Below are 26,566 nucleotides of genomic sequence, written 5' to 3'. Positions count from 1 at the left end.
GGGTCCAAATATAGACCAAATATGGTCTTGTCCGCAAGTCTTCCCGCCTGGAGTCAGCTTCCCCGCCACACCGGCGACCGCTTGGCCACGAACGCATCCACCCCTTCCCGGAAGTCCTCGCTGCCATAGCATTGCCGGACGAGGTCGTCGGTGTCTGCCACGGCGGCTACGGTCTGGCGGCGGAGGGCTTCCTTGACCACGGTCTGGGTGACGGGGGCCAGGGCGCCGAGGCGGTCGCAGAGGGCGGCGACTTCGGCCTCCAGGGCGTCGGGCGCGTGCACGCCTTCGAGGAAGCCGCAGGCCAAGGCGGCGTCCGCGTCGAGGATCTGGGCCAGCAGCAGCATGCGGCGCACCGGTTGCAGGCCCCACGCGGCGCGCAGCCGGGTGAGGTTCAGTGCCGACAGCGTGTTGCCCAGCGTGCGGGCGATCGGCACGCCGAAGCGGGCCTTGGGCGTGCCGAGGCGGAAGTCGCAAGCCGTGGCGATGGCGAGCCCGCCGCCTACCGCCCAGCCTTCGACAACTGCCACGGTAGGCATCGGCAGCTGCTCGACCAGCCGGATGCCTTCGTCGATGCGTGACTCGTAATCCACGCCATCGTCGCCACTGGAAAACTGCTGGAACTGGGCGATGTCGGTGCCGGCCACGAAGGCCTCGCCGCCCGCGCCGCGCATCACCACCACGCGCGCGCCGGCCGTGCCTTGCGCGGCCAGCGTGCGGCAGTGCCCGGCCAGTTGCTCGTACATCGCCCAGGTCATCGCGTTGCGCGCGGCGGGGCGGTCGAAGGTGAGCGTGGCGATGCCGCCTGCCATCGTCAGCGTGACCTGCCCGTCCGGGGACGGCAGCGGGGCGCTCATGATCCGAACGCGCCGGCCGTCGCCAGCGACTGCTGTTCGTCCTGCGAGAGACCCAGTTCGGCCAGGATTTCCTTGGTGTGCTGGCCCAGCAGTGGCGGCGGGCGCCGCACCTGCTGGGGCGTGCCGCCCATCTTCACCGCGAAGCCGATATTGGGCACCTTGCCCTCGATCGGATGGTCGATCTCGATGCGCATCTGGCGATGCTTGCCGTGCTCGCTGTCGAACGCCTGCGGGTAGGTCAGGATCGGCCCGGCCGGGATGCCTACGGCGAGCAGCCGCTCGATCCATTCATCGCAACTCGCCTTGGCGAAGCTCTGCTCCAGCTCGGCGATCAGCGCCGGCCGGTTGGCCAGCCGCAGCGACACGCTGGCGAAGCGCTCGTCCTTGAGCAGGTCATGCCGATCCAGCGTCTGGCACAGCAACTGCCACAGCTTCTGGTTGGTGGCGCCCATCACGAAGTAGCCGTCGGCCGCCTTCATGGCCTGATAGGGCGCGCTCATGCGGTTGGCCGTGCCCAGCGGTTCGGGCTCGCGGCCGGTGCCCCAGTACTCGCAGGTGTCCCACACCGAGAACGCCAGCGCGGAGTCGAACAGCGACGCATCCACGTACTGCCCCTTGCCCGTCTGCTTGGCGCCGATATAGGCTGCCAGCATGCCGTAAGTGGCGAAAAGCGCACAGCCGATATCGGCCACTGGCACGCCAGCCTTCACGGGCGCACCGCCGGGGTAGCCGGTCACGCTCATCACGCCCGACATGGCCTGCGCCATCAGGTCGAAGCCGGGCCGGTTGGCCCACGGCCCGCTCTGGCCGAAGCCCGAAATGCTCACGTACACCAGCTTCGGATTGATCTTGGCCAGCGTCTCATAGTCGATGCCAAGCCGCTTCATCACGCCGGGCCGGTAGTTCTCGACCAGGATGTCGGCGGTTTCCGCCAGCCGGTAGAGCACCTCGCGGCCGGAATGGGTCTTGAGGTCCAGCGTGACGCTGCGCTTGTTCCGGTTCATGTTAAGGAAGCCCATGCTGTCCGGCCCCTTCATCTTGAAACCCATGGCGCCGCGCGTCTGGTCGCCGCCATCGGGCGGCTCGATCTTGATCACGTCGGCGCCGAGATCGGCCAGCAGCATGCAGGCGTAGGGGCCGGCCATGACCTGGCTCACGTCGAGCACACGCACGCCGGCCAGCGGCAGGGGGGTGGCAGGCGCCGGGGCGCCGGATTGGCTGAGATCTGTCATCGGGTGAATCCTGAATTCGTGGAGAGGGGGGCGAGGGTGGCGCGCGCGGGCGCGCCGTCTCGCAGCCATCAGCTTTCGGCTTTCACGCCGGCGTCCTTCACGACCTTGGCCCACTTGGTGGACTCGGACGCGATAAAGGCGCCGAACTGCTGGCTCGAGCCGCCGGAATCTTCGGCGCCGAAGCTCTTGAGCCGCTCGGCCACGTCGGGCATGAGCAGCACGCGGTTGACGTCGTCGTTCATGCGCTGCACCAGCGCCGGGGACATCCCCTTCGGCCCGACCAGGCCGTACCAAGACGCTGCGTCCAGGCCGGGAAAGCCGGACTCCGCCAGCGTCGGCACATTGGGATGGCTGGCCGCGCGCTTGAGCCGGGTCTGGGCGATGGCGATGACCTTGCCCTGCTGGATGAAGGGCGTGGCGGCGGTCATGGTGTCGAACGCGTAGTCGATCTGGCCGCCGATCAGGTCCGCCACGAGCGGGCCGGAGCCTTTGTAGGGCACATGCACCACATCGAGCTTGGCCTGCAGCCGGAACATTTCCAGCGCCAGATGCTGGGCCGAACCGATGCCGGACGAGCCGAACGAGATCTGGCCCGGCTTCTGCCGGCACAGCGCGACGATATCCTTCACCGTGCGCACCTTCTGCTCGGGCCGGCAGGTCAGCATGTTGGGGGTGACGCCGACCATAGAAATCGGCGTGAAGTCGGCGCGCGGGTCGTACTTGACGTCGAGCAGCGCCGGGGCGATGGCATGGCTGTTGACGTGCGCCATCAGCAACGTGGTGCCATCAGGTGGCTGTTTCGCCACATATGCAGCGGCAATGGCCCCGGTGGCGCCGGGTTTGTTCTCCACCAGCACGGTGGTGTTCCACATCATCCCCAGCTTCTGGCCGATGACCCGCGCCAGCACGTCGGTACCGCCGCCCGGGGCGAAGCCCACGACGATGCGCACCGGGCCGGCCACATCGGCCGCCCGCGCCAGGCTGGGCATCAGGCCCGGCACGGCCAGTCCGGCCACGGCTCCAAGTAGGAATTGTCTGCGCTGCATTGCCTGTCTCCATCCTTAATCGTTATGGAGCCATCATCCGCAATGCGCCCGGCGCGGGCTATCGCTATTTGGGGGATTCTGGTTACGCGTTTTGCGCAAGCACCTTGAGCACGCCCAGCGCCGCCGAGGACAGCGCGTCCGCCGGGCGATGGCACAGCACGAACTGCCGCTCCGCCCAGGGGGCGTCGATGGGCAGGCGCACGAAGCGGCTGCCGCCCGCCACCTCGGCCGCGACGGCCTCCGGCATCACGCCGCAGCCCAGGTTCTGCGCCACCAGCGCGGCGATGCTGTCGAAGCCGCCCACGCGCATGCGCATGCGCAGCACCCGGCCGGCTTCCTCGGCAAGCCGTTCCAGTCCGACCGAGATGGCCGAGCCTTCGCCCAGCACGATCAGGTCGCAGTCGAGCACATCGTCCGAGGTCACTTGGGCGTGGCCGGCCAGCGCATGGTCGCGCGCCACCACCAGCACCAGCCGGTCATGGCGGTAGGGTGCGGTCGGCAGGTCGATCATGCCGAGGCTGCCTTCGTAGATGCCGATGTCCACGGTGCCGCGCCGCAGGGACTGCTGCACCTCGAGGCTGTTCATTTCCTGGAGGTCGATGCGCACGCCGGGGCAGGCCGAGGCGCAGCGCTGGATATCGAACGGCAGGAACTGGATCACGGCGGACTTCGGCGCGGCAATGCGCACCACGCCAAGGTCGCCGCCGATAAAGGAGGCGGCGTCGTCCTGCATGCGCTGCACGGTGTGGGTGATGCCGCGCGCGTGGGCCAGCAGCGCGCGGCCGGCTTCGGTCAGCGCCATGCCGTGAGGCAGGCGTTCGAACAGGGCCACGCCCAGTTGGGCCTCCAGTTCGAGCACGCGGCGCGAGGCCGCGGCCGGGGCCAGGTGCAGGCGCTCCGCGCCACGCGTGATACCGCCGAGTTCGGCCACGGCGATGAAAAGCTGGACCGTCGTGAGATCGAAATGCAGCCGGGGGCTGCGCAAGGGCAGGGGGGACGTCACGATGGGCGGCGATGAAGAATGGCCATGGGTAGTCATCGATTGTCCGCCGATCCGGGGGCGCCGGCCACTGCGGTTTTCCCGTGCCGGGGCGCATGAAAAAAGCCCGCCTCCGGGAGGAGACGGGCTTTGCTGGCGTGGCGCCCGCTGTCGTGGCTTACCAGTGGAAGCCGGCGGAGACCGTCGAGCCATAGTTGCCGCGCGTGTTGGAGGACACGATGGCCTTGTAGACCCACTTCCCGCTGCTCGACATCTTGGAGACGCCCAGCGCGATCGCGGATTCCCCGCTGTACGCGGAGGCACCCAGCGCGGCCATGCCCTTGCCCGGCTGGACCGACTGCGGCAGGCCTGCCATCGCCATCGCCGAGGCGGTGCCGGCGTGGGCGTCGCGGCGCACCGCACCCACCTGCCGGTCGGTGTAGGTGTTGGCCTGGTTCAGCGTCTGGCTGTTGCCTTGGCTGGCGTAGCTCCGCATCTGGCCGACGTTGACCGCGTCGGTATCCTGCGTGCCGGCGGCCACGTTGACGATCTGGCGTTCGGCATCCGCGTTGCCAACCGAGACGGTGTCGGCACGGTCGGCAATCGAACCGGCGCCCAACGCCACGCTGTTGTCAGCGCTGGCCTTGGCATCGGCACCCACGGCAACGGCGGCGTTACCGCTGGCCTCACCGTAGCTGCCGATCGCCACGCCACGGCTCTCCGACCGGACGATGGCGGCGTCGCTGCCGTCGGACTTGCCGTCCGCCTGGAAGTGGTGGCTCGTGCCGCCACCCTTCGCCAGTTGTTGCGTCAGGCTGAAGATCTGGCTGCCGTTGACGGCGTCGGTGCTGCCGGCGCCAATCAGGCCGTCGGCCACGCCGGTGAGCTGGCGCGTGCCTTCCGTGCCGGCCACGTTCACCACCTTGCCGCCCTTGTCGGTCGCCACGTTGATGTGGCCGGTTGCGGCGTCCTGCTTGACCAGGCCGATCGTGCCGTTGTTGATGTTGTTGGTGATCTGGGTCATCGAACCCTCGACATTGGTCACGCGGTTGTCGAGGTTCGTGATCGCGCCGCCCACGTTATTGACGGTGGTGCCGCCGACGGTGTAGGTCGGCCCGGAGATGCTACCGTCGCCGTTTACCCCCGCTCCGCCACCCAGTGCCGTGGCAATGGAACTGCTCACGCCGTGGAGCTGGCCGCCGTTGACGGCGAACAGGCTGCCGGCCGCGACCGTGCCGTTGGCCACGCCACGCAGCTGCCGGGCGCCGGCGGTGCCGGTCAGATCCACCAGCGAGCCGTCCTTGTCCTTGGCGACGGTGATCGCCTTGGTCGTCGCGTCTTGCTTGACGAGGCCGGCCATGCCGTTGTTGATCGTGTTGGCGAGGTTCGTGACGTCGCCCTCGACGTTGGTCACGCGGCCGTCGATCGTGGTGACGCGGCCATCCAGGTTGGTCAGGGCGCCGCCCACGTTGTTGAACGTGTTACCGCCAACGGCGTAGGTCGGCGCGGACACCGAGCCATCGCTGTTGACCGTGGCCCCGCCACCCAGCGCGCTGGCCACCGAGCTGCTCACGCCATGGAGCTGGCCGCCGTTGACCGCGTGCAGGCTGCCTGCCGCCACCGTGCCGTTGGCCACGCCGCGAAGCTGGCGGGCGCCGGCGGTGCCGGTCAGGTCCACCTGCGTGCCGTCCTTGTCCTTGGCGACGGTAATCGCCTTGGTGGTGGCGTCCTGCTGGACCAGGCCGGTCGTGCCGTTGTTGATATTGTTGGTGAGGTTCGTGACCGAGCCTTCGACGTTGGTCACGCGGCCATCGACGTTGGTCACGCGATTGTCCACGGTAGTGACGCGGCCATCGAGATTGGTGATGGCGCTGCCCACGTTGTTGACGGTGGTGCCGCCGACGGTGTAGGTGGGCGCGGAGACGGATCCGTCTCCGTTGACCGACGAGCCGCCGCCCAGCGCGGTAGCCACCGAGCTGCTGACGCCATGGAGCTGGCCGCCGTTGACGGCGTGCAGGCTGCCGGCCGCGACCGTGCCATTGGCGACGCCGCGCAGCTGGCGAGCACCGGCGGTGCCGGTCAGGTCGACCTGCGTGCCAGCCTTGTCGCTGGCCACGGTGATGGCCTTGGTCGTAGCATCCTGCTTGACCAGGCCGACCGTACCGCTATTGATATTGTTGGTAAGGTTCGTGACCGAGCCTTCGACGTTGGTCACCCGGCCATCGACGTTGGTCACGCGATTGTCCACGGTGGTCACGCGGCCATCGAGGTTGCTGATGGCGCTGCCCACGTTGTTGACGGTCGTCCCGCCAACCGTATAGGTCGGTGCCGACACGGTGCCATTGCCGTTGACCGCAGCGCCGCCGCCCAGCGCGGTAGCCACCGAGCTGCTGACGCCATGGAGCTGGCCGCCGTTGACGGCGTGCAGGCTGTCTGCCGCGACCGTGCCATTGGCCACGCCGCGCAACTGGCGAGCACCGGCGGTGCCGGTCAGGTCGACCTGCGTGCCGGCCTTGTCGCTTGYGACGGTGATGACCTTGGTGGTGGCGTCCTGTCGGACCAGGCCGACGGCGCCGTTGTTGATGTTGTTGGTGATGTCGCCCTCGACGGTGGTCACGCGACCATCGAGATTGGTGATGGCGCTGCCCACGTTGTTGACGGTCGTCCCGCCAACCGTGTAGGTCGGTGCCGACACGGTGCCATTGCCGTTGACCGCAGCGCCGCCGCCCAGCGCGGTAGCCACCGAGCTGCTGACGCCATGGAGTTGGCCGCCGTTGACGGCGTGCAGGCTGCCGGCCGCGACCGTGCCATTGGCGACACCGCGCAGCTGGCGAGCACCGGCGGTGCCGGTCAGGTCCACCTGCGTGCCAGCCTTGTCGCTGGCCACGGTGATGGCCTTGGTGGTGGCGTCCTGCTTGACCAGGCCCACCGTACCGTTGTTGATGTTGCTGGTGAGGTTCGTGACCGAGCCTTCGACGTTGGTCACCCGGCCATCGATCGTCGTCACGCGGTTGTCCACATTGGTCACACGGCCATCGAGATTGGTGATGGCGCTGCCCACGTTGTTGACGGTCGTCCCGCCAACCGTGTAGGTCGGTGCCGACACGGTGCCATTGCCGTTGACCGCAGCGCCGCCGCCCAGCGCGGTAGCCACCGAGCTGCTGACGCCATGGAGCTGGCCGCCGTTGACGGCGTGCAGGCTGCCGGCCGCGACCGTGCCATTGGCGACGCCGCGCAACTGCCGGGCGCCGGCGGTGCCGGTCAGGTCGACCTGCGTGCCAGCCTTGTCGCTGGCCACGGTGATGGCCTTGGTCGTAGCATCCTGCTTGACCAGGCCGACCGTGCCGCTATTGATATTGTTGGTAAGGTTCGTGACCGAGCCTTCGACGTTGGTCACCCGGCCATCGATCGTCGTCACGCGGTTGTCCACATTGGTCACACGGCCATCGAGGTTAGTGATGGCGCTGCCCACGTTGTTGACGGTGGTGCCGCCGACGGTGTAGGTGGGCGCGGAGACGGAGCCGTCGCCATTGACTGCCGAGCCGCCGCCCAGCGCAGTAGCCACCGAGCTGCTGACGCCATGGAGTTGGCCGCCGTTGACGGCGTGCAGGCTGCCGGCCGCGACCGTGCCATTGGCTACGCCGCGCAACTGCCGGGCGCCGGCGGTGCCGGTCAGGTCGACCTGGGTGCCGTCCGTGTCCTTGGCGACGGTGATCGCCTTGGTCGTGGCATTTTGCTGTACCAGGCCGGTCGTGCCGTTGTTGATTTGACTTGTCAGATTCTCGATAGTGGTGTTGGTCGCATTGAGTTGAGCGCCATTGACGGCCTCGGTGCTGCCGGAGGACACCGTGCCAGCGGCCACATTGACCATCTTCTTGTTCTGAAGGTTCGCGGCGCCCTCGGCGCCATTGAACTGCACGGTTGCTGCGTCAAGGGCCGAAAGGGCCGCCCCGACGTTGCTCCGGTCCGCGCCCGCGACGTTGTAGACAGGGGCGGCAATGGTGCCGCTAGGATTCACGGCAGCGCCACCGCCTAACCCCGCCGCAATCCCTCGCAACTGGCCCACGTTGGCGCCATCGGTATCCAACGAGCCTCCTGCCATGTGAGTGATCACGCGCTGTGTGTCGGCATTGCCGATTGCTACCGTGTTGGCGCGCGTGGCGGTGGACTGGGCGCCAAGCGCGACGGAGTTATAGCCGCTGGCGACGGAGTACCCGCCGAGCGCCGTGGAAAGCACGCCGGTGGCCTGGGCGTGGGGGCCAAATGCGCTGGTCATCGATGCAGTCGCCTTGGCATCCGCGCCAACCGCCGTGCCGGCGTGTCCGGAGGCCGTGGAACCATTGCCGAGCGCCATGCTATCCGTGCCGCTGGYCACCGCCATAGCCTGGAATGAACCGGGGTTGCCGAGCGCAATGGAGCCCGTGCCGCTTGCTTCGGCTCGAGTCCCGATGGCGATCGAACCATTGGATCCGGTTGCGGTGCCGCCGTCCAGTGAGCCGGCCTTCGTTTCCTCGGCAGCCAGGATTGACGCGCTGATAGCCAGCAAGGCGGCCGTGGACTTGATTTTCCTGGCGCCTGACTTGGCGGCTTCGGAGGCCGCAACATAGGTGCCAGTCTTCTGGCACCAGATACTCTTGTATGACTTGTTCATGATATTCACTTCCTACCTTCTGGGTCTAATGGGGCCGGGCAGTCTTCAGATCATTTCCACCTATTGAAGGCGTCCCGCATGCAGCGAATGATGGACGTCAGGGGCCCTCGCTTAAATCGCAGAAACCTTAAAAGGGGTGACGTGTGCCGCCTTCCCTGGCAGTGGATTGGCGGCAACGGACGAGGGGAGGAGGCCGGGGCGTGGCCGATACTTGATGTGGGTCAAGTTGAATTGGGGGGAGCGTCGTTACGATGGCATCCGTCATGGAGATGCGGGGGCGCTCTTCATGACTTGTCTACCCGTTTCCGGAAATGGAAACTTGGCCCGCGATGCTTCTCCGGCTTCGCGGGCTTTCTTTTTTGGGCGCCGCCCCGGCGCCTTTCGGGCGGATATGTGCATATTCCTGCCCGTTCTTATGCGGATTTCGTGCTTGGATCGGCGAAACCATTCGTTCCGTTCAGAAGACCCCGTCGGTAGTCTCTAACCCTGACAGAAGCCCGGAAGCCATCCGGGCCGGTTTCCACGCCATTCACGACACTAGACGGGAGCAAGACAAGATGATTCGCAAGCTGGCCATCGGCCTCGCCGTACTTTCCGCGCTCGGCGCCGCCCAGACCGCCTCGGCCACCAATCTGCTGAACGTATCGTATGACCCCACGCGCGAGCTGTACGTGGATGTGAACGCGGCCTTCGCCAAGGCCTGGAAGGCGCAGGGTGGCGATGCCGTGACGATTCGCCAGTCGCACGGCGGTTCGGGCAAGCAGGCCCGCTCCGTGATCGACGGGTTGGACGCCGACGTGGTCACGCTGGCGCTCGGCTACGACATCGACGCCATCGCTGAAAAGGGCTGGATCAAGCGGGACTGGCAGAAGCGCCTCCCCCACAACGCCTCGCCGTACACCTCGACCATCGTGTTCCTGGTCCGCAAGGGCAATCCCAAGCAGATCAAGGACTGGGGCGATCTGATCAAGCCGGGCGTGCAGGTGATCACCCCGAACCCGAAGACCTCGGGCGGCGCGCGCTGGAACTACCTGGCCGCGTGGGGCTATGCGCTGCGCCAGCCGGGCGGCAATGACGCCAAGGCCCGCGATTTCGTCTCGGCGCTGCTCAAGAACGTGCCGGTGCTCGATTCCGGCGCGCGCGGTGCCACCACCACGTTCGTGGAACGCGGCCTGGGCGACGTGCTGATCGCCTGGGAGAACGAGGCCATCCTGGCCATCAAGGAACTGGGTCCGGACAAGTTCGATATCGTCGCCCCGTCGGTCTCGATCCTGGCCGAGCCGCCCGTGGCGGTGGTGGACAAGGTGGTGGACAAGAAGGGCACCCGCAAGGCGGCCGAAGCCTACCTCCAGTTCCTCTACACCGACGAGGGCCAGGAAATCGCCGCCAAGAACTACTACCGGCCGATTTCCGAGAAGGTGGCGGCCAAGTACGCGGCCAACTTCCCGAAGGTGAAGCTGTTCACGATCGACGAGGTATTTGGCGGCTGGCAGAAGGCCCAGAAGACGCACTTCGCCGATGGCGGGTCGTTCGACCAGGTCTACCAGCCGGGCCGGAAGTAAATCCGTCACGGGGTGGCGCCATCGCGTGCGCCGCCCCGGCCCATCCGGAAGACCCATCAGGAAGACCCAACAAGGAGCGCCCGATGTCCGCCAGCCTGTTCCGCATCGCCCGCCGGCGATGTCCCGCCTGACCTGAATCCCCCGCGCCGCGCCTGACGCGCGCCGCATTCCCGGAAGACCACGTGCCCGATGCCGCTGTTCGACAGCCGGCAGGGAGGCCTGTCGCCGGTTGCTATCCGATTCCACTTTCAGACAGATTTAGGACAACTCGCATGACATCGCCCATCGCTCGCTCCCTTTTCAAACGCCGCCGCCTGCTGACGGGCGCGCTGGTACTCGCCACCGGCCTGGCCTACGGGCTGCTGGCCGCCCCGGTACAGGCCCAGTCGCAGACTGTGAACCCGAAGCTGCTGCGCATCGGCTACCAGAAGTACGGCACGCTGACGCTGCTCAAGGCGCGCGGCACGCTTGAGAAACGTCTTGCGCCGCAGGGCATTACGGTCAAGTGGACCGAGTTCCCGGCTGGCCCGCAGCTGCTGGAGGGGCTCAACGTGGGCGCCGTCGATTTCGGCACCGTGGGCGAAGCCCCGCCGATCTTTGCCCAGGCCGCCGGCGCGCAACTGGCCTACATCGGCAATGAGCCGCCCGCGCCGACCGCCGAGGCCATCGTGGTGCCGAAGGGCTCCGCGCTGAAGTCCGTGGCGGACCTGCGCGGCAAGCGCGTGGCGCTGAACAAGGGTTCGAACGTGCACTACCTGCTGGTGAAGCAGTTGGAGGCGGCCGGCGTGGCCTACAGCGAGATCCAGCCGGTCTACCTGCCGCCCGCCGATGCCCGGGCTGCCTTCGAGCGCGGCGCCGTGGACGCCTGGGTGATCTGGGACCCGTTCCTGGCCGCCGCCGAGAAGCAGCTGGGCGCGCGCGTGCTGATCGACGGACGCAGCGCGGATGGCAAGAACGTGGTCAGCAATCACCAGTTCTACCTGGCCTCGCGCCCCTACGCGCAGGCCAAGCCGGACGTGGTGAGCACCATCCTCGACGAGCTCGCGCAACTGGGCCAGTGGGCCGAGAAGCATCCGAAGGACGCCAGCGCGGTGCTGGTGAAGGAAACCGGCCTCGACGCCACCGTGCTAGACCTCGCCGTTTCCCGATTTTCCTATGGCGCGAAGCCGGTCACGCCCGCTGTGCTGGCCGAGCAGCAGCGCATTGCCGATGCCTTCCACACGCTAAAGCTGATTCCCAAGCCGATCCAGGTGGCCGATGCCGCCTGGACGCCGCCGGCCGGCAAGGCATCGACCCAGCAGGCACAACGCTGATCCCTGGTCCCCCTATCTAGATAAATCACGAGGCCCGACATGCAACTGTTCTGGTTCATCCCCACCCATGGCGACAGCCGCTACCTGGGCACGTCCGAAGGCGCGCGCGAGGTCAGCTTCGACTATCTGAAGCAGATTGCCGTCGCCGCCGATACGCTCGGTTACGAAGGCGTGCTGATTCCCACCGGCCGCTCGTGCGAAGACCCGTGGGTGGCGGCGTCGGCGTTGTCCGCCGTGACGCGCCAGCTCAAGTTCCTGGTGGCCGTGCGGCCTGGCCTGATGACGCCGACGCTGGCCGCGCGCATGGCGGCCACGTTCGACCGACTCTCCGGCGGGCGGCTGCTCGTGAATCTGGTCACCGGCGGTGATGTGGCGGAGCTGGAAGGCGATGGTGTGTTCCTCGACCATGCGGCGCGCTACGAGGCCTCGGCGGAGTTCATCCGCATCTGGCGCGACGTGCTGGCCGCCAGCCATGACAGCGGGCAGATCGACTTCAGCGGCAAGCACCTGACCGTGAAGGGCGCCCGGGTGCTGTACCCGCCCGTGCAGCGCCCGCATCCGCCGGTGTACTTTGGCGGGTCGTCCGAGGCCGCGCACGAACTGGCGGGCGAGCAGGTCGATACCTACCTGACTTGGGGCGAGCCGCCGGCAGACGTGGCGAAGAAGCTGGCCGATGTGCGCGCCCGCGCGGCGAAGCATGGCCGCACGGTCAAGTTCGGCATCCGCCTGCATGTGATCGTGCGCGAGACCGACGATGCCGCCTGGGCCGCCGCCGAGGACCTGATCAGCCGGCTCGACGATGAGACCGTGGCGCGCGCGCAGGCTGTCTTCGCCAAGATGGATTCGGAAGGGCAGCGCCGCATGGCCGCGCTCCACGCGGGCGGGGCCAAGCGCACCCGCGAGGCGCTTGAGATCAGTCCTAACCTGTGGGCCGGCGTGGGGCTGGTGCGCGGCGGTGCCGGCACGGCGCTGGTCGGCGATCCGCAGACCGTGGCGGCGCGTATCGAGGAATACGCGGCGCTGGGCATCGACACCTTCGTGCTGTCCGGCTACCCGCACCTCGAAGAAGCGTACCGCTTCGCCGAGCTGGTTTTCCCGCTGCTGCCGCGCACCGTGCGGGAGAAGCTGCCGGGACAGGTGCTGTCCGGGCCGTTCGGCGAAGTGATGGCCACCGGCATCGTGCCGCGTGCGTCGCAGAGCTAGCGCGGGGGAGGGTCTCAAGATGTCTCAATCGAAACGCATTTCCGTGCCGACCCTCAACGCGCAGGCCATCGCCCCGTGGATCGTGCCGGTGCTGCTGATTGGCGTGTGGCAGGCGTCCTCGCAACTGGGGTGGCTGTCCAACCGCGTGCTGCCGGCGCCGCTGGCCGTGGTGGAGGCCGCGTGGTCGCTGGCCGCCTCCGGTGAGCTGTGGCGCCATGTCTGGGTCAGCACCTGGCGCGCGGTGGTCGGGCTGGCGGTGGGTGGCGGGCTGGGCCTCGTGCTCGGGCTGCTGACCGGCACCTTCCGCACCGCCGCCACGCTGCTCGACAGCACGCTCCAGATGGTGCGCAACATCCCCACGCTGGCGCTGATTCCGCTGGTGATCCTCTGGTTTGGCATCGACGAGACCGCCAAGCTGTTCCTGGTGGCGCTGGGTGTGTTCTTCCCGGTCTACCTGAATACCTACCACGGCATTCGCGCGGTGGACCCGGGGCTGGTGGAGATGGCGCGCAGCTACGGCTTGTCCGGCTGGCGGCTGTACCGCGAGGTGATCCTGCCCGGCGCGCTGCCGAACATCCTGGTGGGCGTGCGGTTCTCGCTCGGCCTGATGTGGGTGATTCTGATCGTTGCCGAGACGATCTCTGCGCAGTCAGGTATCGGCTATATGACGATGAACGCGCGCGAATTCCTGCAGACCGATGTGGTGCTGGTGGGCATCCTGCTCTACGCGCTGCTCGGCAAGCTGGCGGATGTGCTGTCGCGCGCGCTGGAGCGCTTCTGGCTGCGCTGGCATCCGGGCTACCAGTCCGCCTGAACGCGGCATGACGACGAACAAGGAGTCGACGATGCATACCCATCCGGTGGAACAAGCGGCGCTGGCCTACCTCGACGCAGGGCTGGCCGCCCGCGCCCCGACGCGGCCGGTGACGCGCGATACCCGACCTTCAGGGGGGGTGTCCCTGTGCGTGGAGCAGGTGGTCAAGCGCTACAACGGCCGGGAGGTGCTGCATGGCATCGACCTGCAGGTGCAGCCGGGCGAGTTCGTGGCCATCGTCGGACGTAGCGGCTGCGGCAAGAGCACGCTGCTGCGGCTGGTGGCGGGGCTGGAGGCGGCCGATGGCGGCGCCGTCACCATCGACACCAGCGAAGCCAAGGCAGGCAAGGCGGTGCGCGAGGACATCCGCGTGATGTTCCAGGACGCGCGCCTGCTGCCGTGGAAGCGCGTGCTGGACAACGTGGCGCTGGGCCTGCCGCGCACGCGCCGCGACGACGCGGCCAACGTGCTGGCCCAGGTGGGGCTGGCCGAGCGTGCCGGCGAATGGCCCGCGCGGCTCTCCGGYGGCCAGCGGCAGCGCGTGGCACTGGCGCGGGCGCTGGTCCACCATCCGCGCCTGCTGTTGCTCGATGAGCCGCTCGGCGCGCTGGACGCGCTGACGCGCATCGAGATGCAGGGGCTGATCGAATCGCTGTGGCGCCGGCTCGGCTTCACGGCACTGCTGGTTACTCACGATGTGTCCGAGGCGATTGCGCTGGCCGACCGCGTGGTGCTGATCGAGGACGGCCGCATCGCGCTGGACCAGCGCGTGGACCTGCCCCGGCCCCGCCAACGCGGCGCGGCGGCGTTTGCGGAACTGGAGGCGGCGGTGCTCGACCGCGTGATGCGGAAGGCAGAGCCAGTCGCGGACACCCCGGCAGACACCCCCACTGAGGTATCGACCTCCAAGAATCTTCATGCCCCGTTGGCGGAGGAGCTTCTATGATGATCCATCAGGCCATCCACACACCGGCGTTGCCGGCGGAGTTGCCATGACCCTTTCGACGCAAGCCCTGTCTTCGTCGGCCAGCCCGCTGGCCACCTATCTCGACACCCTGCCGCGTGAGCCGGTGCCGGGGCGCGAGCTGTGGCGCGATGCGCGCGGGCAGGTGCAGGGCCAGTACTTCAACTGCTCGCTGACCAGCGCGTTCGAGCCGCTGGTGACGCTGGCGGCGCGCGAGGTGGTGGCCCATGAGGGCTCCATCCGCACCTATGCCGAGGACGGCGTGGGGCTGGCGGCGTGGAAGCTGTTCGCGATGGCGGCGGACGATGCCTCGCTGGTCTCGCTGGACCGCCTGTCGCGGCTGGTGCACGCCATCAACTACTTCGCGGCCGATGGTTCCCATCAGCTTGTCTTGAATGTTCACAATCGGCTGCTGGCCGCCGTGGCGGACGACCACGGCGCGGCGTTCCGGCGCGCGCTGGAGTCCTTGGGGCTGCCGATCGACCGTTTCGTGATCCAGGTGCCGGCTAGCGCCAATGATGACCTGCCGCTGCTGCTGCACGTGGTGGGCAACTACCGGCGCAACGGCTTCAAGGTGAGCCTGCAGGCATCGGACCCGGCCGAGGCCGGTGCGCTGATGGCGCACGCGCTGCCGGACTGGCTCAAGCTCGACATGCGCCGCACCTGGACCGACCGCCAGCTATCCGGCCTCCGTGCGAGCGCCGATACCGCCGGCGTGACGCTGATCGGCCGCCGGCTGCAGGACGACGTGGCCGTGGCGCGGCTGCAGGACGCGGGCATCGCGCTGGGGCAGGGCGTGGCTGTGGCCGGGGAGCCGGTGTCGGCACGTCACTTGCATGCAACGGAACATTCATCGACTGCCGCGCCAAGGGAGCCCGCATGACTGCATCGATCGCTTCGTTGTCTGCGTTGTTGCCGGATAGCAAGGCCGCGCCGCGCCTGGCGGTGCCGCGCGGCTTGCAGATCCTGACCGTGCCCGGGCTCCACGGCAGTGGGCCGGCCCACTGGCAGAGCCGTTGGGAAGCGAAGTTTCCGGATTGGCAGCGCATCGATCAGCATGATTGGGGGCGCCCCAGCCTGCCGCTCTGGGCGGAACGGGTCTCGGAAGGCATCTCGCGCGCCCAGCGCGTGGCGCCGCGCGGGGCGGTACTCGTCGCGCACAGTTTCGGGTGCCTGGCCACGCTGCGCCAGGCGGTGCTGGACCCGGCCGGCGTGGCGGGCGTGCTGCTGGTGGCCCCGGCCGACCCGGACAAATTCGGCGTGGCCTCGCTGCTACCGACCTCCCGGCTGCCGTTTCCGACGATTCTCGTCGCCAGCCGCAACGATCCATGGATGCACCAGCGCACCGCCTTCTGCTGGGGCACGCTGTGGGGCAGCGAGCTGGTCGATGCCGGTCATCTCGGTCATATCAATGCCGATTCGGGGTTGGACGAGTGGCCAGAAGGGCAGGCCTTACTCGCCACTTTGCTGCAAAGAATTGAGTCCGATGGACGAATTTCGGCTTCAGGTGACGGGTCAGACACCTGGGAGGCCTCCGCCGAGGTCAGTCCGACCGTCCCTTATATTTAAAACGATTAAAGAAATTCGTAAAGATTCGTTCTGTTTATAAGGGCGCATCTGCAAAATTTGTCTCGTACACCGGCGCCTTATGCGCCGGCTTCATAAGACGAGACGACATGCCCCCATCGATCACCCTGGCGGCCCCCGCGCCCACCGACGCGCCGCGTCGGCCGGCCCGCTCCGGCACGCAACGGTTTACCGTGCTGCCCGGCTTCGGCCTGTCCCTGGGTTTCACCATCTTCTATCTGACGCTGATCGTCCTGATCCCGCTGTCGGCCACGTTCCTGAAGACGTTCACGATGACGTGGGACGCGTTCTGGACCACGGTGACCGCGCCGCGCGTGGTGGCGTCCTATCAGTTGAGCTTTGGCGCCTCGCTGGTGGCGGCCATCATCAATACCGTGTTCGGACTGGTGGTGGCGTGGGTGCTGGTGCGCTACCGCTTTCCGGGCAAGCGCCTGATCGACGCGCTGGTGGACCTGCCGTTCGCACTGCCCACCGCCGTGGCCGGTATCGCGCTGACGGCGCTGTTCGCGGGCAATGGCTGGATCGGCAAGTATCTGGAGCCCCTCGGCATCAAGGTGGCGTTTACGCCACTTGGTGTGGTGGTGGCGCTGACCTTCATCGGCTTGCCGTTCGTCGTGCGCACGGTGCAGCCGGTGCTGGAAGACGTGGAGCGTGAGCTTGAGGAAGCCGCTGCCAGCCTGGGCGCCTCCCGGCTCCAGACCTTCTGGCGCGTGATCCTGCCGGCCATCCTGCCGGCGCTGCTGACCGGCTTCGCGCTGTCGTTCGCCCGGGCCACGGGCGAGTACGGCTCGGTGGTGTTCATCTCCGGCAACATGCCGATGGTGTCCGAGATTGCCCCGCTGATGATTTATTCGAAGCTGGAGCAGTACGACTACGCTGGCGCCACCGCCGTGGCGGTGGTGATGCTGGTGATCTCGTTCGGGCTGCTGCTGTTGATCAACCTGTTGCAGGCGTGGACGCGCCGTTCCCAGTCGGGCCGCCGCGCTGCTGCGTTGCCTGACGGCAATCCGGAGGCGAACTGACATGGCCGGCGCAATTTCCCGACTCGGCGCCAACACCGGCGCCCCGCACCGCCACGACGCCACCGGCGAAGCCCCGTGGGTGCGCTACACCCTGATCACAGTGGCGGTGCTGTTCCTCGGCCTGTTCCTGTTCATCCCGCTGGCTTCGGTGTTCTACGAGGCGCTGAAGAAGGGCGTCGATACCTACTTCGCCGCGCTCGTGGAGCCGGACGCCGTTTCGGCGATCCAGCTCACGCTGCTGGTGGCCGTCATCGCCGTGCCGCTGAACGTGGTGTTCGGCGTGGCCGCCGCGTGGGCCATCGCCAAGTTCGAATTCCGGGGCAAGCAACTGCTGACCACGCTGATCGACCTGCCGTTCTCGGTCTCGCCGGTTATCTCGGGCCTGATCTACGTGCTGATGTTCGGCGCGCAGGGCTGGTTCGGCCCGTGGCTGGAGGCGCACGATATCAAGATCATGTTCGCGGTGCCGGGCATCGTGCTGGCGACGATCTTCGTCACCTTCCCGTTCGTGGCGCGCGAGCTGATTCCGCTGATGCAGGCCCAGGGCAGCGAGGAAGAGGAGGCCGCCATCGTGCTGGGCGCCTCCGGCTGGCAGACCTTCCGCCATATCACGCTGCCGAACATCCGCTGGGGGCTGCTGTATGGCGTGATCCTGTGCAATGCGCGGGCGATGGGCGAGTTCGGCGCGGTGTCGGTGGTCTCGGGCCATATCCGCGGCCTGACCAACACCATGCCGCTGCACGTGGAAATTCTTTACAACGAGTACAACTTCGCGGCCGCGTTCGCGGTGGCGTCGCTGCTGACGCTGCTGGCGCTGGTCACGCTGGGCATCAAGACGCTGGTGGAACTCCGCGCCAGCAAGGAACATCAGGACGAGGGCGCGAGCCGCCCCGCGCCGACACTGCAAGGGCAGCCATCATGAGCATTCAGGTCAGGAACGTACAGAAGCATTTCGGCGATTTCGTCGCGCTGGACAACGTCTCGCTCGATTTCGACGAAGGCGAGCTGACCGCGCTGCTGGGGCCCTCGGGCTGCGGCAAGACCACGCTGCTGCGCATCATCGCCGGGCTGGAGCGCGCCGATGCGGGCCAGGTGGTGCTGGGCGGGCAGGACGCCTCGGCGCAGCACGTGCGCCAGCGCAACGTCGGCTTCGTGTTCCAGCATTACGCGCTGTTCAAGCACATGAGCGTGTTCGAGAACGTGGCCTTCGGCCTGCGCGTGAAGCCGCGCGCCGAGCGGCCCTCGGAAGCGAAGATCCGCGAGAAGGTGAAGTCGCTGCTGGAACTGGTGCAGCTCGACTGGCTGGCCGACCGCTACCCGGCGCAACTCTCGGGCGGGCAGCGCCAGCGGATTGCGCTGGCCCGCGCGCTGGCCGTGGAGCCGCGCGTGCTGCTGCTCGACGAGCCGTTCGGCGCGCTGGATGCCAAGGTGCGCAAGGAACTGCGSCGCTGGCTGCGCCGSCTGCAYGATGAACTGMAYGTGACCAGCGTSTTCGTCACSCAYGACCAGGAAGARGCGCTGGAAGTGGCCGACCAAGTGGTGCTGATGAACCACGGCCGCGTGGAGCAGTTCGGCACGCCCGAGGCGGTCTACAACCATCCGGCCACGCCGTTCGTGTTCGGCTTCCTCGGCAATGTGAACCTGTTCCATGGTCGGCTGGAGGTGGGCGATACCGGCGGGCTGCTGCACACGGGCGATTCGGTGCTGCCCGTGGTGGGCAGCGGCCACGAGACCGCCGGCGACGCGGTGGCCTACGTCCGCCCGCATGACCTGGACGTGGAGCGCTACGCGCCGGGCACCGATGGCATCGCCGTCACGCTGCGCCGCGCGCTGACGCTGGGCCCGGTGGCCCAGCTCGAACTGGAACGCGAGGACAACCAGGACGTGATCGAGGTGGCGCTGCCGCTCGAACGCTTCCGCCATGCGGGCTTCCGGGAAGGCGAGTTGCTGGCGGTGCGTCCGCGCCAGTTGCGCGTCTTCACGGCCGGCACCCGTAACTGATCGCCCCCTATAAACAGAGCACCCAGGAGCGCCCCCATGAACTTCCAGCAACTGAGATCGATCCGCGAGGCGGTGCGCCGTCAGTTCAACCTGACGGAAGTGGCCAATGCGCTCTATACGTCACAACCGGGCGTGTCGCGCCAGATCCGCGAACTCGAGGAAGAACTCGGCGTGGAGATCTTCGAACGCTACGGCAAGCGGCTGACCGGGCTGACCGAGCCGGGCCGCGAGATCGTCCGCATCGTCGAACGGCTATTGCTCGAGGCCGAGAACCTGCGCCAGGCCGGCGATGAGTTCGCGGGCCGCCATACCGGCCGCCTGACCGTGGCCACGACCCACACGCAGGCGCGCTATGCGCTGCCGAAGGTGGTGCAGAGCTTCCGCCGCGAATATCCCCATGTGACGCTGGCGCTGCAGGAGGCGTCGCCGTCCCATATCGTCGAATTGCTGCTGACCGGGCAGGCCGACATCGGCATCGCCACGGAGGCCGTGGCCAACGAGGCCGGGCTGACCTCGTTCGAGGCCTATAGCTGGCAGCACGTGCTGGTGGTCTCGCCCGAGCATCCGCTGACGCGGCTGCCCGAGCCGACGCTGGAGGACATCGCCAATTTCCCGATCATCACCTACGACGCCGGTTTCACCGGGCGCCGCAAGATCGACGGGGCGTTTGCCGATGCCGGTCTCCAGCCGGAAATCGTGCTGACGGCAATGGATGCCGACGTGATCAAGACCTATGCCGAGCTGGACCTGGGCGTGGGGATCATCGCCTCGATGGCCTACGACGCCCGCAAGGACGCCGGCCTGGTGCGGATCTCCGCCGACCATCTGTTCGAGCCGAACACGACCAGCGTGGCCGTGCGGCGGGGCGCCTACCTGCGCGGCTACGCGCACGCGTTCATCAATATGTTCGCGCCGCATCTGTCGCGCGACACGGTGTCCACGGCGCTGGCCGAGAGCGTCAACCGTCCGGCGCTGGCCGCCTGATCCTGCGCGAACGGCTTTCAAACGGCCGTTCGCGGGTGTCGCCAACGACAGATCTCCCCAAAATCCTGCCTCCCGGTCGGCCCGGCGCACACTTCGCGCCGTGTGCCGCCGTTTCGTCGCACGATGCTTCCTTCCTCGCCGCGTCCGGCGTAAAGTGCCTTCACGCAGACCGCCTTTTAAGCAAATTGCGATAACAGGCGGATGCATGCTGCAGTGCATCATCAGAATGCCACGCGGCCATTGCCGTGAATCAACGAGGAGGGAAGACCATGCGGCAAATCCATGTCGCCGGGGACGGGTGCGTCATCCTGGCGGACGTCCGCCTATGAAGCGCTGCCTCTCCACCGCGCTGCCATCGCGGCTGAATATCCTTGGCCGCGACCTGCTGTTCGTGCTTTGCATGAACACGGTGATCGCCGTCAGCCTGAACTACGGCTTCCAGACGGGTGGCACCTTCGCGCACAACTTCCTCTATAGCCAGCTGATTGGCCTGTCGATCTGGGTCTTTATCGACGTGCCGCGCGTGCTGATCTGGTGGAACGACCGCCCGCGCCGCTGGCCGTTCATGTGCCTGGCCGTGGTGGCCGTGCCGCTGGGCGTGGTGCTCGGTAGCTGGGCCACGCGCGCGCTGCTGGGGCTGCCGGTCAAGTCGCAGGCCGAGACCGGCGACATGCTGCGCATGTGCCTGGTGGTGGGCATGCTGGCATCGGCGAGCATGATCTATTTCTACTGGTCGCGCGAGAAGCTGGCCTACCTGGAACGGCAGGCCGCGCTGGACGCGCTCCAGCGCGAGGAATCCGAGAAGCAGCTCGTGCGCGCCCAGTTGATGGCGCTGCAGGCGCAGATCGAACCCCATTTCCTGTTCAACTCGCTGGCCAACCTCGACGGGCTGATCGCCACCGATCCGCGCGCGGCGCGGCAACTGCTGCAGCGGCTGATCGGCTTCCTGCGCATGTCGCTGCAACACACGCGGGCGGAGCAGTGCACGCTGAAGCAGGAGTTCGAGCTGCTGCGCAGCTATCTCGATATCCAGGGCATGCGCTTTGGCGCGCGGCTCGACTTCCAGATCGACCTGCCGCCGGCGCTGGCCGAGGCCGAGATTCCGCCGATGCTGATCCAGCCGCTGGTGGAGAACGCGGTGACGCACGGCATCGAGCCTTGCATGCGGGGCGGCAAGATCACGCTGTCTGCCCGGGAAGCCGGCGACGGCAGCGTGCAGGTCATCATCGCCGATACCGGCGTGGGCTTCTGCCAGGGCCACAGCAAGGGCTCGGGCATGGGCCTGACCCATGTGCGCGAGCGCCTGGCGCGGATCTTCGGCGCCACAGCCAGCATGCAGATGGAAGAAAACACCCCGCGCGGCGTGGTGGTGCGGGTGACGCTGCCGCTGGTACGGCGGACCGATCCCACGCTCGCCCCCGTGCGCGCTCCCGCGCAAGGCAGTGCGCCGGCCATGGCCGCGCCTGCCGTTTCCAGTTCCTGATTCATTTCTGCCTCCCCGAGTCCGACCCCATGAGTCCGACCCTGCTGATCGCTGACGACGAACTGCTGCTGGCCCGCGTGCTGGCGTCCGAACTGGCCGGGCTCTGGCCCGAGGCGAATATCGTCGCCGTGGTCCATGACGGCGTGGCGGCGCTCGATGCCGCGCGCGAACATCGGCCCGACGTGGCCTTCCTCGACATCCGCATGCCCGGCATGAGCGGCATGGACGTGGCGCGCGAACTGATCGAGTTCGACGACCCGCCGCTGGTGGTCTTCGTCACCGCCTACGACCAGTTCGCGCTGGAAGCCTTCGAGCGCGCCGCCGTGGACTACGTGCTGAAGCCGGTGCAGCGCGAGCGGCTGGAGGCCACCGTCTGCCGGCTCAAGGCGCGCATGGAGGCCCGGGACAGCAGCCACGAGACCCACGACGTGGGCGCGATGGTCGATGCAGACAAGCTCGCGCAACTGCTGCACCGGCTGGAGTCGCTCGAGAACCAGACCCCGACGCGTTCCGCCGGGCAGTATTTGCGCTTTATCAAGGCGCTGGTGGGGCAGGAGGTCCGCATCATCCCGGTGGACGAAGTGGTCTACCTCGAAGCCACCGACAAGTACGTGAACGTGGTCTCCACCAGCGGCGAGGCGCTGATCCGCACCAGCCTGCGCGAACTGGCGCAGCAGCTGGACCCGGACCGCTTCTGGCAGATCCATCGCGGCACGGTGGTCAATATCGACTGCGTGGCCAGCGCGATCACCCAGTCGCTGGGCCGGCTCTCGCTGCGGCTGCGCGACCGCGAGGAAGTGCTGCCGGTGGCGCGGCAGTACGCGCACCTGTTCAAGCAGATGTAAGGCGGCAGGCTGCCTCAATCCGCCATATTTCCTCTACCATGGCCGCTTCCCGAGTGGCTATTTTCCGAGGAGACGTCCTGATGCCCCGCGTTTTCGTCTACGGTACGCTGCGTGCCGGCGAGGTCAACGACCTGAACCGCGCGGCTGCGCGCCATGGCATTGCCGCGCCGACGCTGATCGGCACGGGCGTGCTGGCGGGCCGGCTGTATGACTTCGGCACCTATCCGGGGCTTGTGCCGGACGCGGCGGCCGGTCCGGTGACCGGCGATCTCTACGACATCCCCGACGCGCTGCTGCCCGTGCTCGACGAGATCGAGGAGGTCTACCCGGGTCAGGCCACGCTGTTCCTGCGCGAATCCTGCATCGTCGACTGCAACGGCGCGCCCATCGAATGTCTGCTGTATCCGGTGGCCGATGCTGCCGTGGCCGGGCTCGCCCGTATCGACAGCGGCGACTGGGTGGCCTACCGCAAGGCCCGCGACGGCGTGGCGGCCTGATCCAGACTTGTCACGTTTCAAACACCGTCGCGCGGCTCGCGGCGGTGCGGCGTTCGGCGTAGCATGGATCGACGATGACAGCACCGGCTGTCATCGCGCCATCCCCGGAGCCTGCCGCCGATGCCTGCCAGCCATCCCCTGCATATAGATATAGAGCGAGACGGGCCGCAGCCGTATCCCTATCCGGCCTGCCAGTTCCACGTCCAGTCCGGCACCGTACGGCTGGCGGCAACGGCGTGGGGCGATCCCGCCAAGCCAGTGGTGGTGCTGGTGCACGGCTACCCGGACAACAGCCACGTCTGGCACGGCGTGGCCGAGGCGCTGGCCGACCGCTTCCATGTGATTGCGTACGACGTGCGCGGCGCTGGGGCCTCGGACGTGCCGCCGCGCGTGGATGACTACCGGCTGGAACGGCTCGCCGATGATTTCATCGCGGTCATCGACGCCGTGGCGCCAGATCGGCGCGTGCATCTGGTCGGCCACGACTGGGGATCGATCCAGGGCTGGGAATTCGTGACCGACCCGCGCCTCTACGGGCGCATCGCGTCGTTCACCTCGTGCTCGGGGCCGTGCCTCGACCATGCCGCCAGCGCGCTGCGCACATCGGAGCGGCGCACGTGGGCGCAGCGGCGCGCCACGCTGCGGCAGGCGCTGGCCTCGTGGTACATCGTCTTCTTCCATATTCCCAAGCTGCCCGAATGGCACTGGCGCCTCTGGCTCGGGCGCGGCTGGACACACTGGCTGCGCCATACCGAGGGGCTGTTCGCGCCGCCCAATCCCACGCAGACCGCCGATGGCATCCATGGCCTGCGGCTCTATCGCGCCAACTTCCGCGCCCGGCTGCGCGCCCCGCGCGAGCGCCGGGCCCATGCGCCGGTGCAGGTCATCGTGCCGACGCTGGACCGCTACGTGCGTCCCGCGCTCACCGAGAACCTCGGCAAATGGGTGGCGGACCTCTGGCGCCGGCAGGTGGAGGCCCACCACTGGTTGCCGCTGGCCCAGCCCCGGCGCATGGCGACGATGGTCAGCGAATTTGTCGACCATCTGGAAGGCGCACCGGCGTCGCCGGACCTCGCGAAAGCCCGAGTGTCGTCCTCGGCTGCCAATATTTCATGATGTGGAAAGCTGTTTTGGTGCGCAAAAATACATGGGTGCGCGGCACAACGGGCATTTCTCATCATGAAAGATTGCGTGCCGCATCGTGAAAATTGTTTTTCAACATACTGATTATTAAGGAATAAAAATCTCTGCATGACGATGAATGAGCGCTGTTGCGACGCGGGAAGCTTCCCTACACTCTTATATAAGACACATGACCTGAGACGCCAAAATCACGGCGACGCAGGGTGTCACAAGATCCGAAGCCAAGTACCCGAATTTTCGCCAACTACCCATCTGTCATCAGGAGAGTGAACATGACTTCCCGCCAACAACAAATCGACGCCCTGCAAAAAGACTGGGACACCAACCCCCGCTGGAAGGGCATTCAACGTCACTACACCGCCGAAGACGTGGTGCGCCTGCGCGGCTCGGTCCAGATCGAGCACACGCTGGCCCGCCGCGGCGCCGACAAGCTCTGGCACCTGCTGAACACCGAGCCGTTCGTCAACACGCTCGGCGCGCTGACCGGCAACCAGGCCATGCAACAGGTGAAGGCCGGCCTGAAGGCCATCTACCTGTCCGGCTGGCAAGTGGCCGGCGACGCCAACCTGGCCGGCGAGATGTACCCGGACCAGTCGCTGTACCCGGCCAACTCGGTGCCGATGGTGGTCAAGCGCATCAACAACACGTTCCAGCGCGCCGACCAGATCCAGTGGAGCGAAGGCAAGGGTGACACCGACTTCTTCGCCCCGATCGTGGCCGATGCCGAAGCCGGTTTCGGTGGTGTGCTGAATGCGTTCGAACTGATGAAGTCGATGATCGACGCGGGCGCCGCCGGCGTTCACTTCGAAGACCAGCTCGCCTCGGTGAAGAAGTGCGGCCACATGGGTGGCAAGGTGCTCGTGCCGACGCGTGAAGCCGTGGCCAAGCTGACGGCCGCGCGCCTGGCTGCCGACGTCTCGGGCACCCCGACGCTGGTGATCGCCCGGACCGACGCCGAAGCCGCCGACCTGCTGACCTCGGACGTGGACGAGCGCGACCAGCCGTTCCTGACCGGCGAACGCACCGTGGAAGGCTTCTATCGCACCAAGCCGGGCATCGAGCAGTCCATCGCCCGTGCACTGGCCTACGCCGAAGTGGCTGACCTGGTGTGGTGCGAAACCGGCAAGCCGGACCTGGAGTTCGCCAAAAAGTTTGCCGAGGCCGTCCACGCCAAGTTCCCGGGCAAGATGCTGGCCTACAATTGCTCGCCGTCGTTCAACTGGAAGAAGAACCTCGACGACGCCACGATCGCCAAGTTCCAGAAGGAACTGGGCGCGATGGGCTACAAGTTCCAGTTCATCACGCTGGCTGGCTTCCACTCGCTGAACTACTCGATGTTCAACCTGGCCCACGGCTACGCCCGCAACCAGATGAGCGCGTTCGTGGAACTGCAGGAGAACGAGTTCGCCGCGGCCGAGAAGGGCTTCACCGCCGTCAAGCACCAGCGCGAAGTGGGCACCGGTTACTTCGACGCCGTGACGCAGGCCATCGAAGGCGGCCAGTCGTCGACGACCGCGCTGAAGGGCTCGACCGAAGACGAGCAGTTCTTCGACAAGAAGGTGGCCTGATACCTGGCTAGTCGTCGATAAGGCGACAAAACGCCGCGCCGTCCGGTAGGGGACGGCGCGGCGTTTTTCATTCCGGGGACGGCAGCCGGACTAGGGCTGCTGCGCCGGGATGCTGAATTCCTCGATCTCCAGCAGCGGCTGGAGGATGTGGCCCCATTCCTTGTCGACGTAACCACGCAGCTTGCCATCGGTTAGATAGTTGGCCACGGCGCCCAGTGCCAGCGAGTTGTCGAGGTACAGCGCGCAGTTGGATACGACGCCGGTCTGCACGTCGACACTGTCCATCAGGCCATATGTCGGATGGTTCAGGGTGGGGAAGTTGGTCGTCAGTTTGCGCATGGCGTCGATCACGGCTTCGGGCTCGTATTCGATCAGTGACAACACGGAGTAGGGCGATACCACCGGGCCGGCACGGGTGGACTCGCGCTGCCCCACCGGGCGGTAGCCGCCAGCCACGGACAGCGGCGGTGCGCCGTACTCGGTGTACCCGCCCGTGGCCGGAATGGTGGCGGGCGAGAAGCCCCAGTAGCCGAACTGGTCGAGCCCATACTGGATCTGCGCCTTGGCCATGTTCGGATGCGAGCGCGCCCAGCTATTGATGCCCCATTTCTGCTCGTTGATCATGATCGGCACGGCAAAGGTCTCGAACACGGAGCCGCCCCAGGTCGGGATGAAGGACCGGCCGCCGAAGCTGCGCGAGGCCTCGTAGACGCGCACGCCGTCATAGGTGCGGTACTTCGTCTGGTCGATGCTGCGCTCGGACCATTCCGGCACGCGGTCAAGGTGGAAGTACTGGCTGCGCGGCACATTGCCGAGCG

General features: G+C 67.2%; 22 protein-coding genes. 16 read left to right on the top strand and 6 right to left on the bottom strand.

Annotation, left to right across the window (positions count from 1 at the left end; all coding sequences use genetic code 11):
• Positions 1 to 53: 53 nt before the first annotated feature.
• The 5 genes from AC1DEL_RS15420 to AC1DEL_RS15400 form a co-directional block, all read right to left on the bottom strand.
• Positions 54 to 854, bottom strand: coding sequence for an enoyl-CoA hydratase/isomerase family protein (locus tag AC1DEL_RS15420; RefSeq protein ID WP_477126462.1), 801 nt, complete (start codon positions 852 to 854; stop codon positions 54 to 56).
• Positions 851 to 2,086, bottom strand: a complete 1,236-nt coding sequence (locus AC1DEL_RS15415; RefSeq protein WP_477126461.1) for a CaiB/BaiF CoA transferase family protein — start codon at positions 2,084 to 2,086, stop codon at positions 851 to 853. Before AC1DEL_RS15415 ends, AC1DEL_RS15420 begins: the two co-directional genes overlap by 4 nt.
• 68 nt (positions 2,087 to 2,154) lie before the next feature.
• Positions 2,155 to 3,132, bottom strand: coding sequence for a Bug family tripartite tricarboxylate transporter substrate binding protein (locus AC1DEL_RS15410; RefSeq protein WP_092289410.1), 978 nt, complete (start codon positions 3,130 to 3,132; stop codon positions 2,155 to 2,157).
• A gap of 82 nt (positions 3,133 to 3,214) precedes the next feature.
• On the bottom strand, positions 3,215 to 4,171 hold the full coding sequence (locus tag AC1DEL_RS15405; RefSeq protein WP_477126460.1) for a LysR family transcriptional regulator: 957 nt from the start codon (positions 4,169 to 4,171) through the stop codon (positions 3,215 to 3,217).
• Between the two features lie 118 nt (positions 4,172 to 4,289).
• The gene (locus tag AC1DEL_RS15400; RefSeq protein WP_477159111.1) at positions 4,290 to 8,762 is read right to left on the bottom strand and encodes an ESPR-type extended signal peptide-containing protein; all 4,473 of its coding nucleotides are present in this window, start codon (positions 8,760 to 8,762) and stop codon (positions 4,290 to 4,292) included.
• Between the two features lie 557 nt (positions 8,763 to 9,319).
• Between AC1DEL_RS15400 and AC1DEL_RS15395 the strand changes: the two genes are divergently transcribed.
• The 16 genes from AC1DEL_RS15395 (at position 9,320) to aceA (ending at position 25,748) form a co-directional block, all read left to right on the top strand.
• Complete coding sequence (locus AC1DEL_RS15395; RefSeq protein WP_477126343.1) at positions 9,320 to 10,324, top strand: sulfate ABC transporter substrate-binding protein; 1,005 nt, start codon at positions 9,320 to 9,322, stop codon at positions 10,322 to 10,324.
• Positions 10,325 to 10,596: 272 nt separating this feature from the next.
• On the top strand, positions 10,597 to 11,637 hold the full coding sequence (locus AC1DEL_RS15390; protein WP_092289402.1) for a sulfonate ABC transporter substrate-binding protein: 1,041 nt from the start codon (positions 10,597 to 10,599) through the stop codon (positions 11,635 to 11,637).
• A gap of 39 nt (positions 11,638 to 11,676) precedes the next feature.
• Positions 11,677 to 12,840: an FMNH2-dependent alkanesulfonate monooxygenase gene (ssuD, locus tag AC1DEL_RS15385; RefSeq protein ID WP_092289401.1), complete on the top strand. Its 1,164-nt coding sequence runs from the start codon at positions 11,677 to 11,679 to the stop codon at positions 12,838 to 12,840.
• Between the two features lie 19 nt (positions 12,841 to 12,859).
• Entirely contained in the window at positions 12,860 to 13,654 is a 795-nt protein-coding gene (gene ssuC, locus AC1DEL_RS15380; RefSeq protein ID WP_092289399.1) for an aliphatic sulfonate ABC transporter permease SsuC, read from the top strand.
• Positions 13,655 to 13,685: 31 nt separating this feature from the next.
• Positions 13,686 to 14,600 (top strand): ATP-binding cassette domain-containing protein, encoded by a 915-nt coding sequence (locus tag AC1DEL_RS15375; protein ID WP_477126346.1) that lies wholly within the window; start codon positions 13,686 to 13,688, stop codon positions 14,598 to 14,600.
• Positions 14,601 to 14,646: 46 nt separating this feature from the next.
• Positions 14,647 to 15,501, top strand: coding sequence for an EAL domain-containing protein (locus AC1DEL_RS15370; RefSeq protein ID WP_092289396.1), 855 nt, complete (start codon positions 14,647 to 14,649; stop codon positions 15,499 to 15,501).
• Positions 15,498 to 16,187, top strand: coding sequence for an RBBP9/YdeN family alpha/beta hydrolase (locus AC1DEL_RS15365; protein ID WP_441593586.1), 690 nt, complete (start codon positions 15,498 to 15,500; stop codon positions 16,185 to 16,187). The genes AC1DEL_RS15370 and AC1DEL_RS15365 overlap by 4 nt, the downstream gene beginning before the upstream one ends.
• 107 nt (positions 16,188 to 16,294) lie before the next feature.
• Positions 16,295 to 17,227 carry a sulfate ABC transporter permease subunit CysT gene (gene cysT / locus AC1DEL_RS15360; RefSeq protein WP_092289392.1) on the top strand — a complete coding sequence of 311 codons (933 nt, stop codon included), beginning with the start codon at positions 16,295 to 16,297 and terminating at the stop codon, positions 17,225 to 17,227.
• 1 nt (position 17,228) lies between these two features.
• Positions 17,229 to 18,149, top strand: a complete 921-nt coding sequence (gene cysW, locus AC1DEL_RS15355; protein WP_441593587.1) for a sulfate ABC transporter permease subunit CysW — start codon at positions 17,229 to 17,231, stop codon at positions 18,147 to 18,149.
• On the top strand, positions 18,146 to 19,228 hold the full coding sequence (locus tag AC1DEL_RS15350) for a sulfate/molybdate ABC transporter ATP-binding protein (protein WP_477159110.1): 1,083 nt from the start codon (positions 18,146 to 18,148) through the stop codon (positions 19,226 to 19,228). The genes cysW and AC1DEL_RS15350 overlap by 4 nt, the downstream gene beginning before the upstream one ends.
• 36 nt (positions 19,229 to 19,264) lie before the next feature.
• Positions 19,265 to 20,212 (top strand): CysB family HTH-type transcriptional regulator, encoded by a 948-nt coding sequence (locus AC1DEL_RS15345; protein WP_092289387.1) that lies wholly within the window; start codon positions 19,265 to 19,267, stop codon positions 20,210 to 20,212.
• 325 nt (positions 20,213 to 20,537) lie between these two features.
• Positions 20,538 to 21,695, top strand: coding sequence for a sensor histidine kinase (locus AC1DEL_RS15340; protein WP_092289385.1), 1,158 nt, complete (start codon positions 20,538 to 20,540; stop codon positions 21,693 to 21,695).
• Positions 21,696 to 21,724: 29 nt separating this feature from the next.
• Positions 21,725 to 22,540, top strand: a complete 816-nt coding sequence (locus AC1DEL_RS15335; RefSeq protein ID WP_092289383.1) for a LytR/AlgR family response regulator transcription factor — start codon at positions 21,725 to 21,727, stop codon at positions 22,538 to 22,540.
• 80 nt (positions 22,541 to 22,620) lie between these two features.
• Positions 22,621 to 23,037 (top strand): gamma-glutamylcyclotransferase family protein, encoded by a 417-nt coding sequence (locus AC1DEL_RS15330; RefSeq protein ID WP_092289381.1) that lies wholly within the window; start codon positions 22,621 to 22,623, stop codon positions 23,035 to 23,037.
• Between the two features lie 120 nt (positions 23,038 to 23,157).
• Positions 23,158 to 24,153 carry an alpha/beta fold hydrolase gene (locus AC1DEL_RS15325; RefSeq protein ID WP_092289379.1) on the top strand — a complete coding sequence of 332 codons (996 nt, stop codon included), beginning with the start codon at positions 23,158 to 23,160 and terminating at the stop codon, positions 24,151 to 24,153.
• 299 nt (positions 24,154 to 24,452) lie between these two features.
• Positions 24,453 to 25,748: an isocitrate lyase gene (gene aceA, locus AC1DEL_RS15320; RefSeq protein ID WP_092289378.1), complete on the top strand. Its 1,296-nt coding sequence runs from the start codon at positions 24,453 to 24,455 to the stop codon at positions 25,746 to 25,748.
• A 90-nt stretch (positions 25,749 to 25,838) separates the two neighbouring features.
• On the opposite strand, the gene AC1DEL_RS15315 is transcribed toward aceA, so the two are convergent.
• On the bottom strand, positions 25,839 to 26,555 hold the full coding sequence (locus tag AC1DEL_RS15315; protein WP_477126342.1) for a glucoamylase family protein: 717 nt from the start codon (positions 26,553 to 26,555) through the stop codon (positions 25,839 to 25,841).
• Positions 26,556 to 26,566: the final 11 nt, after the last annotated feature.

The sequence above is a fragment of the Cupriavidus sp. 10L43_2 genome, assembly GCF_056395265.1.
Note: the sequence above shows the minus strand (reverse complement) of the source record. Positions and strands in the feature narration are given on the sequence as shown.

Excerpts from the sequence above, each read along its gene's own strand:
- AC1DEL_RS15415 (WP_477126461.1), bottom strand. The coding sequence starts at position 2,086 with ATGACAGATCTCAGCCAATCCGGCGCCCCGGCGCCTGCCACCCCCCTG.
- aceA (WP_092289378.1), top strand. The coding sequence starts at position 24,453 with ATGACTTCCCGCCAACAACAAATCGACGCCCTGCAAAAAGACTGGGAC.
- AC1DEL_RS15335 (WP_092289383.1), top strand. The coding sequence starts at position 21,725 with ATGAGTCCGACCCTGCTGATCGCTGACGACGAACTGCTGCTGGCCCGC.
- AC1DEL_RS15410 (WP_092289410.1), bottom strand. The coding sequence starts at position 3,132 with ATGCAGCGCAGACAATTCCTACTTGGAGCCGTGGCCGGACTGGCCGTG.
- AC1DEL_RS15365 (WP_441593586.1), top strand. The coding sequence starts at position 15,498 with ATGACTGCATCGATCGCTTCGTTGTCTGCGTTGTTGCCGGATAGCAAG.
- AC1DEL_RS15420 (WP_477126462.1), bottom strand. The coding sequence starts at position 854 with ATGAGCGCCCCGCTGCCGTCCCCGGACGGGCAGGTCACGCTGACGATG.
- ssuD (WP_092289401.1), top strand. The coding sequence starts at position 11,677 with ATGCAACTGTTCTGGTTCATCCCCACCCATGGCGACAGCCGCTACCTG.
- cysT (WP_092289392.1), top strand. The coding sequence starts at position 16,295 with ATGCCCCCATCGATCACCCTGGCGGCCCCCGCGCCCACCGACGCGCCG.
- AC1DEL_RS15405 (WP_477126460.1), bottom strand. The coding sequence starts at position 4,171 with ATGACTACCCATGGCCATTCTTCATCGCCGCCCATCGTGACGTCCCCC.
- AC1DEL_RS15340 (WP_092289385.1), top strand. The coding sequence starts at position 20,538 with ATGAAGCGCTGCCTCTCCACCGCGCTGCCATCGCGGCTGAATATCCTT.
- AC1DEL_RS15325 (WP_092289379.1), top strand. The coding sequence starts at position 23,158 with ATGCCTGCCAGCCATCCCCTGCATATAGATATAGAGCGAGACGGGCCG.
- AC1DEL_RS15395 (WP_477126343.1), top strand. The coding sequence starts at position 9,320 with ATGATTCGCAAGCTGGCCATCGGCCTCGCCGTACTTTCCGCGCTCGGC.
- AC1DEL_RS15370 (WP_092289396.1), top strand. The coding sequence starts at position 14,647 with ATGACCCTTTCGACGCAAGCCCTGTCTTCGTCGGCCAGCCCGCTGGCC.
- AC1DEL_RS15330 (WP_092289381.1), top strand. The coding sequence starts at position 22,621 with ATGCCCCGCGTTTTCGTCTACGGTACGCTGCGTGCCGGCGAGGTCAAC.
- cysW (WP_441593587.1), top strand. The coding sequence starts at position 17,229 with ATGGCCGGCGCAATTTCCCGACTCGGCGCCAACACCGGCGCCCCGCAC.
- ssuC (WP_092289399.1), top strand. The coding sequence starts at position 12,860 with ATGTCTCAATCGAAACGCATTTCCGTGCCGACCCTCAACGCGCAGGCC.
- AC1DEL_RS15345 (WP_092289387.1), top strand. The coding sequence starts at position 19,265 with ATGAACTTCCAGCAACTGAGATCGATCCGCGAGGCGGTGCGCCGTCAG.
- AC1DEL_RS15390 (WP_092289402.1), top strand. The coding sequence starts at position 10,597 with ATGACATCGCCCATCGCTCGCTCCCTTTTCAAACGCCGCCGCCTGCTG.